This window comes from Pseudomonas sp. FH4 (assembly GCF_000510915.2).
GTDB classification, from domain to species: domain Bacteria; phylum Pseudomonadota; class Gammaproteobacteria; order Pseudomonadales; family Pseudomonadaceae; genus Aquipseudomonas; species Aquipseudomonas brenneri.
The window spans coordinates 25501-41259 of record NZ_AOHN01000020.1 but is presented as its reverse complement, the minus strand read 5'-3'; the positions used below and the strand labels follow the sequence as shown (position 1 = coordinate 41259).

Here is a 15759-nt window from a genome sequence, read left to right as displayed (position 1 = left end):
CGCGCTGGCAGCTTGAACGAAAGAGCTAGCCTTCCTGCAGGCGAACCTCGGCAAGCGCTGAGGATGGATCTATGCCCAGCAGCGCACGAAAGGTTCGTGAAAAATGGGCGGAATCGGAGAAGCCTACCGCGTGTGCCGCTTCGGTCATCGATAGCCCACTGGCTAATAGCTGAACTGCATGGGTGAGGCGCAGCCATTTTGCATAGCTGCGCAGCGGCAGGCCGGTCTGCTCCACGAACCAATGGGAAAAACGCGTCGGAGACAGGTGCACCAGTGCGGCGAGTTGGTCACGCCGCACGCTGCCGCTGTGCACGGCTGCGCTGACCACAGCCAGGCGCGGGTCGGTTGTCGGCAGGTCGATTACTCCCAACGCCCTCCGAACCGCCCTTCGGACACCAAGGGTCGTCTCGTCTAAGGCATCGATCAGCCTCGTCACGTCGGCCGTAGCAATTTCGAGCGGCGCCAGGGTTCTGCCCTCGGGCAGAGCCCTGGCTTCATCCGACAATACATCTAGGTAGATCGACATGACGATGTCGCCGCTGAGCCGGTGGCGAACACCCGCAGGAATGCGGACCGCAGCCCCGGTGTAGCCACCGTGAGGTGACTCTACGAAGACGAGCGCATTCAATCCCAGTGCAATTTGGTGTGCCTGATGTTGGTGCCAGTCTTGATGCCCGGCGCGGCCGATGAAGATAGCCATGCCAGGGGCAATCCATGCACGGCCGGACCAACGAGGCGAGTCGACCGCACCGGGCTCCTTCATCCCGCCCGACCTGCTTGTGGACTCGGTTGCGACAGGCTGCTCAGGAACAACAGTAGTACACCACCGACGATACCTATATCTGCTAGGTTGAACGCCGGCCAACTCCATGTCTGGTAGTAGAAGTCCAAGTAGTCGACAACATAGCCGCGGAACGACCGATCGATGAGGTTACCGATAGCACCGCCCAAGATCAGGCTATAACCCAAGGCTTCGCTCGGGGGGCGCGCACGACGAAGCAGCAGGGCGAGCACCACGGACACGGCCAAAGCGATGGCGATGAAAAAATAACGCTGCCAACCGCCCGCTTCAGCCAGGAAGCTGAAGGCTGCGCCGGTATTCCGGGCATGCACGATATTGAAAAATGAACTCAAGGGAAGCGTTGAACCCAGCGCGAATAGACGCTCAACGATGGATTTGAACCCTTGATCGAGGGTGGCAACTGCAGTCGCCAGCCCCCACCAAAACCAAGGTGTGACGTACTGCGTTGCTTCCTGATGTGCCTTCACTGGTGGCTTACCTTGCAGTAGTCGTTGCAGATCCTTTGGTACTGGCATCGACCGGAATGCACTGATCCTGGCCCGTCCGGTGTTGCCGATTGGTACCCAGAGTTTGCTGAACAGCAAGGCAGCCATTATCCGTGTGGTTTGGCCAAGCATTTCCCGGTAGTCGCGCTGTTGCCAGCCAGCCCGGAGCATCAACCAATGGCTGCGTACGTGCAGCACTGGCAGGCGCTGACTGAGAATGTGGGCGCGCTCCAACCAGGGATAGGCGCGCCAAGGCTCCTTGGCCGCAAGTGCCTGCTCGGCTTGCTGGAAGGCCATGCCGATGGCGGTATGTAGTTCGCTGTTCATCTCGCCCTCACTTGCGCAGCAGGCGCAATCCATTCAGGACTACCAACAGACTTACCCCCATGTCGGCGAATACCGCCATCCACATCGTGGCGTGACCGGCCAGCGTGACTACCAGAAAGATCGCCTTAATCCCCAGAGCCAGTCCGATGTTCTGCATAAGCACCGCAGCGGTTTGCCGGGAGAGGCGGATGAAGGCCGGGATCTTGCGCAGGTCATCGTCCATGATCGCCACATCTGCAGTCTCGATCGCGGTATCGGTACCCGCCGCGCCCATGGCAAAACCGACATCGGCACGAGCCAGTGCGGGGGCATCGTTGATGCCATCCCCGACCATGCCCACGGTAGCTCCGTTGTTGATCAGGTCTACAATGGCGCTGAGCTTGTCGGTCGGTAACAGGTTACCTTTGGCTTCGTCGATACCCACCTGCGCGGCGATCGCTTCGGCGGTGTACGGATTGTCGCCCGTCAGCATCAGCGTTTTCACGCCCAGTGCGTGGAGTTCGCCAATGGCAGCCTGGCTGCTGTCCTTCACCGTATCGGCCACGGCGAACAGGGCCAACACCTGAGTTTTGTTGGAGAGGATGACAACCGTTTTGCCCTGACGCTCGAATCGTTCGAGTAACGCTTCGAATCCAGTCGAACAAAGACCGAGCTCCTCAAGCAATCGATGATTGCCCAGATGGTACTGATGACCGTCAATAACACCGCGGACGCCGCGCCCAACAATAGCTTCGAAACTCTCTACGGCCAGCAACGGTATTGAGCGCTCAGCAGCCTGGTTGGCAATGGCTTGCGACACTGGGTGGTCAGAGCGACTGGCCAGACTCGCCGCCGCCGAGAGGTATTCCGCTGGCAGGTCTGTGCCAATGGGTAGGAAGTCGGTCTGAACCGGCTTGCCATGGGTGAGAGTGCCGGTTTTGTCCAAAGCCAGGTGCGTGATCTTGCGGCCGCTTTCCAGGTACACCCCGCCCTTGATCAGAATGCCTTTGCGAGCGGCGGCCGCCAGGCCGCTGACGATGGTGACAGGGGTGGAAATCACCAGGGCGCAGGGGCACGCCACCACCAACAATACCAGGGCACGATAGATCCAGTCGAACCACATCCCGTTCATCAGCAAGGGCGGTACGACAGCCACAGCCAGCGAGAACAGGAACACCGCCGGCGTGTAAATCCGCGCGAACTGATCAACGAAGCGCTGGGTTGGCGCACGGGCACCCTGAGCCTCTTCGACGGCGTGGATGATCCGAGCCAGGGTGGTATGGCTGGCTTCCGCCGTGACGCGATACTCCAATTCGCCAGCTTGGTTAATGGTGCCGGCGAACACCGTATCGCCTGGCCCCTTTTCCACAGGCAGGCTCTCGCCGGTGATGGGTGCCTGGTTGATCGTCGAATTACCTTTGACCACCTCCCCATCCAGGCCGATACGCTCACCGGGGCGAGCCCGGACCAGACTTCCGACGGCGACCGTGGCCACCTCCAGCTCGATCCAACGGCCATCGGGTTGCTGCACCGTCGCCTTGTCCGGAGCTAGGTCCATCAGGCTGCGGATAGCATTCCGAGCGCGATCGAGGGATTTGGCCTCGATCAACTCCGCGACCGCAAACAGGAACATCACCATGGCAGCTTCGGGCCATTGCCCAATTAGAATCGCGCCCGTAACGGCAATACTCATCAGCGCATTGATGTTGAGGTTGCGGTTCTTGAGGGCGATCCAGCCTTTCTTGTAGATGGCCAACCCGCACAGCAACACGGACGCCAGGGAAATGGCCGCAACGCCCCATTCGGGCACCAACTGGGTGAAGTGCAAGATCTCCGCGGATGCGGCGGCGGCCCCGGACAGCCCTAGCCGCCACCAGTAAGCGTTGGTCGGTGGATGCGGTTCGGTCGAGGATTTGGTTTCGGCCGCAAGCTGGGGAGTGAAGCCGAGCGCGCGGATCGCGTCCAACGCGGGCGCCAGTGCCTCCGGCTCATGGCTGATGGTGAGTGTTCGTTGCAGCAGATTGAACCGCAGTGCCGAGATGCCCGGCATACCGGACAGTTTGTCGGTGATCAGTCGCTCCTCGGTGGGACAGTCCATTTGCGCAATTACCACACGAGTGCCCTGCGCGGCGGTCAATGGCTCAGCCTTCATCCCCAATGAAGCAATGGCCTCCACAAGCACCTGTGGAGACAGCGGCTCGTGACGGACGTCGAGGGTCCGGTTTAGCAGATTGAACTGCAGCGCCTGCACTTCGGGCAGCTTCTCCAGTTTGCCGCGGATCAGCGCTTCTTCAGTAGGGCAATCCATTTGTTCAATGCGAAAGCTGCTCAGTTCGCCTACCGGTTCTGCCGGTGTCGCGCAAGCCGTCCCACTGCAGCTTGTCTCCGCAGAGTTGCTGCAGGAGCTTTTTTTCGGGGTGTCATCGCAACAATTAGCCATTATGGCGTCTCCTCTGTTGTTGCGCAGTGAACACCCTATAGTCGCTATATGGTCAAGAACTAAATTTTTGAGCAAAAGCGAAGGGGCGCGTGCATCAGGAGTGTGTTGTACCGCCCTCTACCAAGCCCGAAAGTATTCCGCAGTCCAAACTTTGTCGTTCGTTATCGCAGCAGCGGCGCAATCTCACCAATTGATCTTCCAGGACTTGCAAGGACGTAATTTGGGTTCTGACCTGAGCAATATGACTATCAAGCAGCGCATTCACCGCCGCGCAAGGTTGCTGCGGCTGTGCTTGAAAGCTCTGCAAAACAGCGATTTCCTCCAACGACATACCGAACGACCGGCAGCGGCGGATGAACAGCAGTCTCTCCACATGTTCCGCTTCATAGGAGCGGTAGCCATTGGCCTGACGATTGGGTGGTGGAAGCAGACGTTGGCGCTCATAGAAACGAATGGTCTGAATATCCGCTCCCGTCAGCTGTGCTAGTTGACCGATGCGCATCGCTGGCTCCTCGATAAAACGCCAGTATATCTGCACTTGACCCTATACCTGCTATATGGTTTTCAATGGCCAGAATGAAACCTGATAGGTAAAGCGGATCATGGGTACGTGTGAGAAATCCTGTGGTTGTGGCCCAGTGCCAACAACCACTGAAGCGGCAACCTCGTCGAATGAAGTCACCTGGGTCAGCAGTTTTCTTGTGCCCAAGATGGATTGTCCGTCAGAAGAACGGATGATTCGTCTCGTTTTGAATGGCGTGCCTGATCTCCATTCATTGTCCTTTGATCTGGCCAGCAGGCAGGTACGCGCTTTCCATGACGGACCTGTTGATCTGATCACTACAAAACTGGAGTCACTTGGCCTGGGCGCAACGTTACTGGGTACTGAACCGGCCAGTCAGGAAGCAGCCTCGGCCAATAGTGTCAGTGAAGAGCTGACTACTTCGAAGGAGGCAAGCACGCTCAAAATACTACTCGGTATCAATGGCGCGATGTTTGTCATCGAGATGGGCGCAGGTTTGATCGCCCAGTCAGCTGGCCTGGTGGCCGATTCACTGGACATGTTTGCTGATGCTGCCGTCTATGGCCTGGCTCTCTATGCCGTCGGACGCAATGCACGGCTGCAGGTTCGCGCTGCGCACCTGGCGGGGTTCTTTCAGATCGTGTTGGCCCTGGGTGTACTCATGGAAGTGGCGAGACGCTTTCTCTACGGCAGCGAACCGGAGTCGATGCTGATGATGGGGATTGGCGTAATTGCGCTCGTCGCCAACGTCAGCTGTCTCTTGATGATCTATGGCCATCGCGAAGGAGGTGCACACATGAAAGCAAGCTGGATTTTTTCAGCCAACGACGTGCTTGCGAACCTTGGCGTTATCGTTGCCGGTGTGCTGGTCGCGTGGACAGGTTCTGCCTATCCAGATTTGGTGATTGGTACCGTTGTGGGCCTCATTGTCTTGAATGGGGCACGCCGAATCCTGGCCTTGAAAGCGTGATCAAGGGGGCATTTGCTGGCTGCTGCTTCACGCCGTTCCCCATCCAGAGGCTCGTGACGTATGACTGATGATTACACGCTTGAGATAGAGCAGTTAATGGCGGGTTTAAACCGCACTATCGCGGAAGGGTATGCCGTCCAGAATCGAGATGCGGCTTATGCTGCCTACCTGAAGTTGATGGCACTGCGCGAGCAGTCGGGCATTAGCGCTGAGGCAGAGAGACTTCTGGAGCAGAACTGTCAGAAGGCCTGGTTGCTTTATGAGGCCTTCCACCTGGAGGTGCAGCATGAGTTGGAATGGGCGAACAGCCGCAGTTACGAGGATGTTTAGGGCTCGTCTTTGACGGAGCAGCAGACAACCTAAGCTCCCTACAGCACAAGAAACAACTCTCTCAGCCCATAAAAGAGGTTTCCTTTATGCCGTATCGAACGACAAGATGGTTGATTGCGGTGACTATTGCCTTGGCGATGGCGCCCGGATTTGCCGAGACGAAGTCCCCCCCCAAAGTATTTGGGTGGGTGGAGGAAGGGCAGATTCAACCGGAAAACATCTCGGTGAAAATCAAGCTCGATACCGGAGCTTTGACCTCGTCCATGGATGCGAAGGATTTGGAACGGTTTGAAAAGGACAACCAGAGGTGGGTCCGCTTTAATGTGGAAGTCAAAGACAGCATGACTGGCAAGATGACCAATTCATCCTTTGAGCGCAAGGTCGTCCGCAACGTAAAAGTGCGTGGTGCCGGCGGCGCGGAGCAGCGTCCGGTTGTGATGATGAAAATATGCATCGGATCTCGTATGTACGATGAGGAGTTCTCGCTGAAGGATCGGGGCAAGATGAATTATCCCGTGCTGATTGGGCGCAGTACCTTAGCGCGTATTGGAGCGGTTGATGCCTCGCGGACTTTCACCGTGGAGCCGAAATGCGACACCCCATGAATGTTACCGTCCTCAATCGCTGACTGATTGCCTCAAGTAACGTCAGTCGATCTGATTGAGACGACGATGCCACCGTGGCAACGCCACTTTTTCAACAATATCGGCGAGAAGCAGTCATTCACACCCTGAAGGTAGGGGGTAAAAACCGGCACGACAATACGTGCCGGCTACTGAAACATCACTTTTTGATGGAGACAATCGTTGCTTTTTCACCCTCTAGTCGAAAAGAAAACGATACACGGTCTCCAACCGACAGCCCTGCCAACTGATCTTCGGCCACGGAAAAGGCCATGGTCACCGGCGACCTATTCGCGCCATCACAGCCAGAGGCAAGCGGGCGAGTGATGAATGTTTTGGATGAGATAAATGCCAAGTGGGGGCGAGGTACATTGCGGACTGCCAGCGTCCCTGTATCACCTGAATGGGGTATGAGGAGAGAGCTTAAGAGCCCTAGTTATACAACCAGGTTGGATGAGCTTTGGACTATTGGAGCGGGCTCATCTTGGTCACGCTAGCTTTCGTCGCCACAAAATTCGCGTATTTGCCATGGACACCATGTGATCCATTTCTGTGAAAATGCGTGTGGTCTATGGACATCGGACACCTGATCTAAACCCTGACAAATATTCATTCAAACCGATGTCCATGGGTTGACATCTTTCCTTTAGCTAGACGAGGCTTTCGCCGATTTGACCGGCATCGATGACCTGGACGGCCTCGGGCGAAGGATTCGAGCCCAGGTGCTGCGCGGTACTGGCATCCCTGTAGGTGTCGGCATTGCTCCCACAAAGACCTTGGCCAAGCTGGCCAACCATACAGCGAAACGGCTGCAGTCTCAGACAGGTGGAGTGGTAAACATTACTGACCCGGCCAAGCGCGACTGGGTATTGCGTAACACCGACGTGGCCGAGGTGTGGGGTGTCGGCCGAAAAATGAAACTCCACCTCGACGCACTTGGCATCAAGACCGCCATGGACCTGGCCAAGGCTGACCCGTGGACGCTGCGCAAGAAGTTCAGCATCGTGATTGAGAAAACTGCCCGGGAGTTGGCCGGCACGTCGTGCCTGGAGCTGGATGAGCCCGACCCACCGAAGCAGGAGATCTGCTGCAGCCGGATGTTCGGTAAGCGCCTGACCGAGTTGCCACCGATCAAGGAGGCGCTGGCCACCTACATGATGCGAGCCTCTGAAAAGCTCCGGGCCCAGGGCTCACTGTGCAAGAAGGTCCGCGTCTGCATCCGGACCGGCATGTTCAATCCGGAAGAGGCCAAGTATGCGAACGGGGTGGTGGTTGACCTGCCTTATCCAACCGACGACGTGCGCCTACTGACGAAGGCTGCGGTTGATGCGGTCGACCATATCTACCAGCCAGGCTTCAAATACAGCAAGGCCGAGGTGATGCTGCTCAACCTTTGCCAGCCGGGCGAATACACCGACGATCTGTTCGCCGTGTCGCAGCCTGCGGAGGCTACCAGGGTGATGACGGTGCTGGACCAGATCAATGGACGGTGGGGAAGGGGAACGCTGCGGTCGGCCAGTGTGCCTACGAACCCGACTGGGAAATGCGCCGGGAGATGATGAGCCAGAGCTATACGACGAGGCTTGATCAACTGTGGTCTGTTGCGTGCAAATGAGGGGGGGTGGTGCTCGGTCGGCAGGACGCCAAGGAAAGGATAATTGCGGAACAGCTTGTAAAATTGCGGAACAGAAAAGATAAGGGCTTGCATGAAGTTCATCATGCAAGCCCTTGATATCTATGGTGCCCGAACCCGGAATCGAACCGGGACGCCCTTACGAGCGGGGGATTTTAAGTCCCATGCGTCTACCAGTTTCGCCATTCGGGCGGCAGCGCGATGAAGCAACTCAAGAAGCTTTGCCTGGCAAAGTGCTTGAGCGGTGCAGCAGGCTAGGGAATATATAGATCCAGGCACGTTGGTGCAAGTTTGCGAGCGGTCTTTTTCTGATTGGTTACGTGCGCCAGCGTAGAAAAAAATCCCACCATATCAGTGATCTACATTTGCCAAGGAGGAGCATGCGACTCGGTAGCGCATCGCTGCACAGTCCTTGGGACCGATGATTGGAAAACCATGCACGGCCCGTATTTCGTACCCGTTGGCTGTCTATTTCACCTACTTGACGCTTGCAGGAACCCTATTCGCGATGATCGCTGCAACCGTTATTGCCTTTTAGTCCTGCCTCCACGTGGTTATTTACTAAGGTCCCTTATAGGAGTTCCAACCATGCATGGAGGCAGTGCGGTGATCCGGATAATGATCGTTGGCGGTGGTCTTGGTGGGACCATGGTCGCCAATCAGTTAGTGGCAAAGCTGTATCCCGAAATCGTCAGGGCCAAGGTGAAAGTCAGCCTGCTCTCAAACTCGGCGGAGCACTTTTACAAGCCTGCCTTCATGTACGTGGCGTTTAACCAGTTCTTTGAAGAAGAACTCAAGCGCTCGGAGCGTTCTTTGTTGCGGCCGGAGATCGACTTTCAGGTCGATGAAGTGACCCGCTTCGATTTCCCCGGGCAGACCCTGCATACCCGCAGCGGCCAACGCCACGGCTATGATTACTTGGTGATCGCCACGGGCTGTGTACCCGCGCCGGAAAGGATTGAAGGGCTGAAGGAGGCCGGGGATCATTTCTACCAATACGGGCCTGCACGACAGTTGGCCCAGCGTCTGGGCACCATAAAACGCGGGCGGATTTTCATTACCGTTTCTTTCCCCCAAACCCCGAATGTTCCTCATCAATGTGGGATTGCCCCCGTTGAAACCACCCTGATGCTGGATGATTTTCTGCGTCGTCGCGGCGTTCGCGACAAGGTGGAGATCGTCTACACCTATCCCACGACGGCGCAGTTGATGCGCAACTGTTTGTTCTTGCAGCGACCTACAGGCGAAATTCTGCCTGGCCTGTTTGAACAGCGTGGCATCCGCTTTCAGCGAGGTTTTACCCTCGACAAGGTCGATCCCGATCAACGCATTGCCTATTCCGCAGAGGGTGATGCCCAGCCGTTCGATATCTTGATGGCGACCCCGCCGATACGAGCGGTGGATGTCGTAATAGCGTCGGGCGTATCCCAGGCGCAAGGCAATGAGGGATGGCTACCCACTCATCACGAGACCCTGCAAGTCTACGGTCTGGAAAATGTGTATGTGATAGGCGATACCGTCGACTTGCCCGTCAGCAAAGCAGGAGGCGCTTGCCATAACCAGGCACCGGTTATTGCAAACAATATTGCAGGTGAAATTCGCCATGGTTCTGCCGATGCAATCTACGACGGGCGTGTCCAGGCCGTGGCTCAAATGGGGCTGAACGCGGGTATGCCCCTCTGGTACGACTATACGCACGATGTGTTGCCGACCCCACCGAACAAGTTGGCAGGCTTGCTGCGAAATGGATTTAACCGCGGTCTTTACTGGGCTGTGGCTCGCGGAATGCTTTGACTCAATACAAAGGAAGGAGTCTTTGTCATGGACGCAATACCCTCTGACGGTGCCCAGGCGGGTGCTACGCCTGATCTGGCGATACACGAAATCGTGCAAAAACTTCAACCTTTGCTCGATAGCGGCCGGCTGGACAACCTGGTCGACCTGCTCTCAATTGCTTCTGACATCGTCGATCTGCTGGATTGCGCAATGGTGGAAAAGCTCGCAACGCTGTTTGAGCAAACCACCAGCGTGAGTTGGGAGCTGGGCAACGCAGTGCGTATGGCCAAGTCGCAAACCCAGGCCCTGGAACATCCCGATAGCCTCTATGGCTTGCTGACCCTACTTCGCGAACCGGACACCCGGCGGGGCGTAGGTCTGATTCTGAGAACGCTGAACGTCATTGGACGACAACTGTGACACGACCTGGAGGTCCACCTCATGATCGCCGATTCCCCACTGGCACAAAATGCCAGTACCCAATGGGACCCCGCGTCCTACCTGAAGTTTGCCCGCCTGCGAGAACGTCCTGTTGTTGAGCTTCTTGAGCGCATCCACCTTGAGCGGCCGCACTGTATCTACGACCTGGGCTGTGGCACCGGTATTGCCACCCAGTTGTTGGCCAAGCGCTGGCCAGACGCTGAACTGACCGGCGTCGACAGTTCTGCCGAAATGCTTGCTGAGGCGAAATGCCTGCCAATCAAGGCTCTGTGGCAGCGCCGTGATCTGCAAGGCTGGCACGCCGAGCAACCTGCGGATCTGCTGCTGGCTGCTGCAGTGTTGCATTTTATTGATGGGCATCATGAGCTGTTACCCCGGCTGTTGCGACAGCTCAAACCCGGCGGTTGTTTTGCAGCCCATATGCCCAATTGGCGCGACGCACACTGGTATCGCTTGATGCTCGATACCCTGGAAGATGCGGGGCCCGGAGGCGTGCCATTGGGTACTCTCCAATTGCGCCAGGCAATGTCGACTCGCCCAGTGCTATCGCTGGATTGCTACTACCGTTTGCTGGCTCCCATGAGCCACGAACTGGATATCTGGGAGACTGAATATCTGCAAGTTGTCCAAGGCCAATCGCCGATTTTTGACTGGGTCAAGGTCTCGGCCCTGCGCCCTGTATTGCTGGCTCTGAATGATCAAGACCGGGCGAGGTTTATCTATCACTACCTTGAGCGAGTGCGCCAAGTGTACCCGCCGGAAACAGATGGCCTGACATTGTTCCCGTTCAAACGGATCTTCATTGTGGCGCGGGTCTGACTGCGGACTAACGACATGCCGATGGATGCGATCGCTTACTCAGGGGTATGGCATTATGCGATCATTGAGGTTTGGAACCATCGAATAGGGAAATGGCATGCGCGTCATCACGGTGAGAACCAAAACGGAACTTGAATCTGCCAAGAATGCCGGGTACGAGCAGATCACGGTAGAAGGTGAGCTTGCGAACAAGCTCAAATCGTCGAAGAAGATTGCGGTAGCGGGGACGATCACGATTGGACTGCTGACCGCGGCACTGGCGGCTGTGCCTTTTACCGGTGGGCTCTCCATGGCGGCGGCTGTGCCCATCGCCACCCTGACTGGGTTGGAGATCGCGGCCATTATTGCAGCTGCCACTTTGGGCCTGGGGCTGATCATTGCCCTGTTCAAAGGGTATGAGGAAATCTCCTTTGAGGCCGGAAAGATGGTCCTGAAAAAGAAACAGTCATGAGCGCTTTTGTCGACGGTCCGCCGTATTTCTTCCGCTGCAAGAAGTGCGAGCATCGTTTCACCCGTGCAGTGCGGTTGGGGCTGTTGTGCCCCCAATGTCATTCGATACGGATTGAACGAGACAGGCTGATGAGCAAGTAAACCACTGGCCCACTGTAGGAGCGAGCTTGCTCGCGAAAAACTTGAGAACGCTGCGCTTACCCTGTAAGCACGCGTTATCGTTGACGTCCTTCGCGAGCAAGCTCGCTCCTACAGTGGTATTACGCGAAGGCCGGTCAGGTGTTTACCCGCGCAATCGCCGAATGATCTCCTCGTAACCAACCGCCCGCGACAGTTGTTGCAGCGCCTCAAGGCGACGTGCATAGGCCTGTGCATTACCGTAGGTCAGCTCTACATGCAGGCTGTCGATCATCACCAGGTAGGCCTCGGCCAGAACCTCACTGGCCTGTTCGTCTATGCCTGGATAGGCTTTGAGCAACCCCTTCTGGAAATGGCTGCGGATCGTGGTCATGTAATCATCGAACCCGGACATGACCACGCCCCTCAGCGGCGCCGGCGGGTAAAATGCGGCCCTCAACAAGAACCGCAGGGATTCATTGGCGCTGTAGCGGCGTTGCAGGTTGTCGATATAGACCTCGCCGGGGGCCTTGACCGATCGTGAGTTTTTCGAAAATTGGCTTTGCACGTAGTCACGCTCGGCCTGCAGTGCAAGTTCGAGTGCGACCACGTAGAGCGCGTCCTTGCTCGCAAAGTGCGCGTATAGCGAGGCCTTTTTGATGCCCGCGCGTACGGCGATATCGTTCAGCGAGGCGGCGTCGTAACCATGCTCGGCAAATTGATCCAGGGCCAGATACGCGATGCGTTCGGCGGCCGAGGTCAGGGTATTGGATGTCATGGTGTTGCTCCTCAAATCAGTGCCCGGTCAGGTCAAAGGCTTGGCCTGCCCCCCGGGGAAGGCTGATCGTCGTCAGCAGGCAGGTCAGCAACGCGCTGGCCAACAGCAGTGTTGCCCAGGCCACTGGTCCCTGGGTCAGGGCCAATGCCGAGAGTGGCGTCGCACTGGCGGAAATCGACAGTTGGAACGCGCCCAGCAGTGCAGCGGTGGAGCCCAGCGCGCGTTTTTGCGAGGACATGACAAGCGACATCAACGTGGACTCGGCGATCCCCAAGCCAAACAACGCGACGGCCATGCCCGCCACTATACCGGGCAAGCCCAGTTGGGTCAGGGTGCAAACCACAGCGATTGCCGAGCCTGCGGCCATGCACGACACGCCGATCAGCGAGAGACAGCTCAAGCCAAATCGGCTGACCAGTTTCCCGGCGCTCATCGCCCCGATCAGGATGGCTACACCTGTGACACCGAACAGCATGCCAAAGGCTTGTGGGCTCAAGCCGTAGGTCTGTTGATAGACCAGGGTCGCGCCGCCGATGTAGGCAAACAGAAAGAAGAACACCGCCGCCACGGCGAGGGTCGGGCGCAGAAAGTGCCGGTCCCTGGCAATGGTCAGGTACGTGCGACACGCGGCACCCAGGCGCAAGGGTTCTCTGTGGCGAGAGGCCAGGGTCTCTGGTAGCGACAGCCAACTGTTGCCAAGTACCGCCAGGCCAAAAGCGGCGAGCACCAACATCACGGCACGCCAGCCGTAGTGTGTATCGATCACCCCGCCCAGTGCCGGGGCGAAGATCGGCGCCACCCCTTCGATGGTCATCAGCAATGCAAAGAGCTTGGTCGCGGCCACGCCTTCGCTGACGTCGCGCACCATGCTCATGATCACCACCAGCGTCAGTGCGCTGCCAAGCCCCTGAACAAAGCGCAGGGCGATCAACGTCTCAAGTGTCGGTGCCCACGCAGCGCCCAGTGAACACAAGGTAAACAGCACAAGACCGGCCAGCAGGGGTCGTCGGCGGCCGTACGCGTCGACGATGGGCCCGAAGATCAACTGGCCTGCACCCATAGCCAGGAGGAAGAACGTCAGGGTCAACTGCACACTGGCGAAACTGCTCTGATACTCGCGGGCAATCTCGGGAAGGCTCGACAAGTACATATCGACCGCCGACGGGCCGAGGGCGCCGATCAGTCCCAGGCCAATAGCCAGCCTCAGGGGGGCCCTGTGGGTGGGTTGCGAATTCATACAGTCTCCAACCTAAAAAACATCCTACCGGTCGGTAGGTTTTGTGGATGATAACGACACCTCGGTTAACGGTCAATGTGGGTAACCTCACCGTTTTCTGTAGCTGACACACCGTTATCACGAGCAAACCCACAGTTGAACTGCAGTGTTTTCATCCCGCGTAAGAAGTCAGCAAATCGAGGAGTTTTCGCTTTCCATTTAGGCGTTTTCCTAAATACGCCGGTAGGACGTGTCGTGAGAATGGGCGCACTTCTATCTCATCTGTGATGTGTCATGTCCTTTCTCCCGATTCGTGTTCTGGTCATCGAAGAGCACCCCTTCAAGCAACTCGTTGCCATTCAGGCCTTCAGGGACGCCGGCTGTGACAGCGTGGTGGGCGCGGCCGATGTGAATGCTGCGCTGCAGTTGCTGGAGCACGCGGGGCCAGTGGATATCGTGCTCTGTGCCTTGAACGAGGAGGGCATGCAAGGGCTGACGACGCTCGAAATACTCAGCCGCACCCGCCGGGTCAAGTCGCTCATCATTTGCAGCGCGCTTGCCCCAGACCTGCAAGACGCCATCGACCGTATGGTCGGCATGCTTGGAGCCAGCGTCCTGGGGTATGTCGATGTGCCGGTACGCGCAGGGGCGATCACGCCACTGTTAAGCCGATACCTGGAAACCACCGTCGCCGCCGGGAATGTATCTGCGAAGGCTCGCTACCCGCTTGCCAGCCAGGCGGGCCTGGAACAGGCGATTGCAGGGAATGAACTCAAGGCATTTTTTCAACCCAAGTTCAATTTGGCGACCGGTGAAGTCGACAGCCTTGAAGTACTCGCGCGCTGGGAGCATCCGCAGCACGGCGTGCTATGCCCGGCGGATTTCCTGCCGCAGGTTAGCCAGTTCGGTTTGATGGATGAGCTGTTTTTTGCCCTGCTGGAACAGGCGTTGGCCTTCCTGCAAATAGCGCAGGCGCAGGGGCATGTGTTGTCCCTGGCGTTTAATCTGGAGGCAGAGCAGCTGTCTTGTGAGTCGCTGTTACCGCATCTGTGCAAGGCGCTGGAGCACTACGCGATACCTGCCTCGCGCCTGACTTTCGAGATCACCGAAAGCGGGCTGCTGGAGGTGTCTCCCAGGGTGCTTGAAACCTTGATTCGCCTGCGGATGATGGGCGCCGGTCTGTCCATCGATGACTTTGGTATTGGCTACTCTTCGTTGGAGCGTCTGTGCCAGTTGCCCTTCACCGAAATCAAGCTCGATGCGCGCTTCGTTCGTGACCTTGATAGCAGCCCCCGTAATTGTGCGGTGATCAGCAGCACTCTGGCATTGGCTGAAGCTCTGGATATGGGAGTCGTGGTAGAGGGCGTGGAGTACGAAAGCCAGCGCCAACGCTTGCTCAAATTGGGTTGCCATCAGGGCCAGGGTTATCTCTGCGCGCGCCCCATGAGCGCAACGCGTGCGCTTTCGTGGCTGGAAATGAAGTTGGCGTCACGCAGCACGCTCTGATGTTTTGAAAGTAAGGGCTAGACTGAAGCAGTCAATTGCCTTTTTTGGAGCATCCCGATGAACCACAAAAACACCATCTGCCTCTGGTTCGACGGCGCCGCATTGGAGGCTGCCAACTTCTACGCCCGCACATTCCCGGACAGCACGGTAGAGGCTGTCCATAAAGCCCCGGGCGATTACCCTGCGGGCAAGCAGGGTGATGTCCTGACCGTGGAGTTCACCGTCATGGGCATTGCGTGCCTGGGCCTCAATGGCGGGCCAGGTATCCAGCACAACCAGGCGTTTTCCTTCCAGGTGGCCACCGACGACCAGGCCGAAACGGATCGCCTGTGGCAAGCGATTGTCGGCAACGGCGGAGAGGAGGTTGCCTGTGGCTGGTGTCGGGACAAGTGGGGGCTGTCCTGGCAAATCACCCCGCGCGTGCTGACGGCGGCGATCACCCATCCCGATCCTGCGGCGGCCAAGCGCGCATTCGAGGCGATGATGGGCATGGTGAAAATCGACATCGCGGCCATCGAGGCGGCGCTCAAAGGGTGATGAAATC

At 57.5% G+C, this 15759-nt stretch carries 14 protein-coding genes, 1 tRNA gene and 5 pseudogenes; 11 read left to right on the top strand and 9 right to left on the bottom strand.

The window, feature by feature from the left end:
- Window positions 1–25: 25 nt before the first annotated feature.
- From H097_RS15330 to cadR, 5 genes and pseudogenes are all read right to left on the bottom strand, one after another.
- Window positions 26–700 (bottom strand): AraC family transcriptional regulator, encoded by a 675-nt coding sequence (locus tag H097_RS15330; protein ID WP_226926347.1) that lies wholly within the window; start codon window positions 698–700, stop codon window positions 26–28.
- A 59-nt stretch (window positions 701–759) separates the two neighbouring features.
- Window positions 760–1215: pseudogene (gene lspA / locus H097_RS28215) on the bottom strand (signal peptidase II); the annotation flags it as partial.
- A gap of 60 nt (window positions 1216–1275) precedes the next feature.
- Window positions 1276–1614, bottom strand: a pseudogene (locus H097_RS28210) (DUF3703 domain-containing protein); the annotation flags it as partial.
- Window positions 1615–1621: 7 nt separating this feature from the next.
- Window positions 1622–4033 (bottom strand): heavy metal translocating P-type ATPase, encoded by a 2412-nt coding sequence (locus tag H097_RS15315; protein ID WP_258558630.1) that lies wholly within the window; start codon window positions 4031–4033, stop codon window positions 1622–1624.
- Between the two features lie 94 nt (window positions 4034–4127).
- Window positions 4128–4535 carry a Cd(II)/Pb(II)-responsive transcriptional regulator gene (cadR, locus tag H097_RS27775; protein WP_082445601.1) on the bottom strand — a complete coding sequence of 136 codons (408 nt, stop codon included), beginning with the start codon at window positions 4533–4535 and terminating at the stop codon, window positions 4128–4130.
- Between the two features lie 136 nt (window positions 4536–4671).
- Between cadR and H097_RS15305 the strand changes: the two genes are divergently transcribed.
- The 3 genes from H097_RS15305 (at window position 4672) to H097_RS15295 (ending at window position 6461) form a co-directional block, all read left to right on the top strand.
- A complete protein-coding gene (locus H097_RS15305) occupies window positions 4672–5526 on the top strand; it encodes a cation transporter (protein WP_346962900.1) in 855 nt (284 codons plus the stop codon).
- 60 nt (window positions 5527–5586) lie between these two features.
- Complete coding sequence (locus H097_RS15300) at window positions 5587–5856, top strand: hypothetical protein (RefSeq protein ID WP_032860777.1); 270 nt, start codon at window positions 5587–5589, stop codon at window positions 5854–5856.
- Between the two features lie 137 nt (window positions 5857–5993).
- Entirely contained in the window at window positions 5994–6461 is a 468-nt protein-coding gene (locus H097_RS15295) for an ATP-dependent zinc protease (protein WP_032861100.1), read from the top strand.
- Between the two features lie 178 nt (window positions 6462–6639).
- Here H097_RS15295 and H097_RS28205 read toward each other — a convergent pair.
- A pseudogene (locus H097_RS28205) lies at window positions 6640–6762 on the bottom strand (copper-binding protein); the annotation flags it as partial.
- Here H097_RS28205 and H097_RS27765 point away from each other — a divergent pair.
- Both H097_RS27765 and H097_RS28435 read left to right on the top strand, forming a co-directional pair.
- Window positions 6758–6976, top strand: a pseudogene (locus tag H097_RS27765) (DUF4113 domain-containing protein); the annotation flags it as partial. The pseudogenes H097_RS28205 and H097_RS27765 overlap by 5 nt on opposite strands.
- Before the next feature lie 153 nt (window positions 6977–7129).
- A pseudogene (locus H097_RS28435) lies at window positions 7130–8094 on the top strand (DUF4113 domain-containing protein); the annotation flags it as partial.
- A gap of 123 nt (window positions 8095–8217) precedes the next feature.
- On the opposite strand, the gene H097_RS15285 reads toward H097_RS28435, so the two are convergent.
- A tRNA-Leu gene (locus tag H097_RS15285) sits at window positions 8218–8304 on the bottom strand.
- A 414-nt stretch (window positions 8305–8718) separates the two neighbouring features.
- Between H097_RS15285 and H097_RS15280 the strand changes: the two genes are divergently transcribed.
- From H097_RS15280 to H097_RS15265, 4 genes are all read left to right on the top strand, one after another.
- Window positions 8719–9906, top strand: a complete 1188-nt coding sequence (locus tag H097_RS15280) for an FAD/NAD(P)-binding oxidoreductase (protein WP_156356809.1) — start codon at window positions 8719–8721, stop codon at window positions 9904–9906.
- 27 nt (window positions 9907–9933) lie between these two features.
- Window positions 9934–10308 (top strand): DUF1641 domain-containing protein, encoded by a 375-nt coding sequence (locus tag H097_RS15275; protein WP_032860774.1) that lies wholly within the window; start codon window positions 9934–9936, stop codon window positions 10306–10308.
- A 21-nt stretch (window positions 10309–10329) separates the two neighbouring features.
- Window positions 10330–11148: a methyltransferase domain-containing protein gene (locus H097_RS15270; RefSeq protein ID WP_032860773.1), complete on the top strand. Its 819-nt coding sequence runs from the start codon at window positions 10330–10332 to the stop codon at window positions 11146–11148.
- Between the two features lie 97 nt (window positions 11149–11245).
- A complete protein-coding gene (locus H097_RS15265) occupies window positions 11246–11599 on the top strand; it encodes a hypothetical protein (protein WP_032860772.1) in 354 nt (117 codons plus the stop codon).
- A gap of 282 nt (window positions 11600–11881) precedes the next feature.
- On the opposite strand, the gene H097_RS15260 is transcribed toward H097_RS15265, so the two are convergent.
- Complete coding sequence (locus H097_RS15260) at window positions 11882–12493, bottom strand: TetR/AcrR family transcriptional regulator (RefSeq protein WP_032860771.1); 612 nt, start codon at window positions 12491–12493, stop codon at window positions 11882–11884.
- A gap of 16 nt (window positions 12494–12509) precedes the next feature.
- The gene (locus H097_RS15255) at window positions 12510–13730 is read right to left on the bottom strand and encodes a multidrug effflux MFS transporter (RefSeq protein ID WP_032860770.1); all 1221 of its coding nucleotides are present in this window, start codon (window positions 13728–13730) and stop codon (window positions 12510–12512) included.
- A 273-nt stretch (window positions 13731–14003) separates the two neighbouring features.
- On the opposite strand from H097_RS15255, the gene H097_RS15250 reads away from it, so the two are divergent.
- The gene (locus tag H097_RS15250) at window positions 14004–15215 is read left to right on the top strand and encodes an EAL domain-containing response regulator (protein ID WP_032860769.1); all 1212 of its coding nucleotides are present in this window, start codon (window positions 14004–14006) and stop codon (window positions 15213–15215) included.
- A 57-nt stretch (window positions 15216–15272) separates the two neighbouring features.
- The gene (locus tag H097_RS15245; protein WP_032860768.1) at window positions 15273–15752 is read left to right on the top strand and encodes a VOC family protein; all 480 of its coding nucleotides are present in this window, start codon (window positions 15273–15275) and stop codon (window positions 15750–15752) included.
- The last annotated feature ends 7 nt before the right edge of the window (window positions 15753–15759 follow it).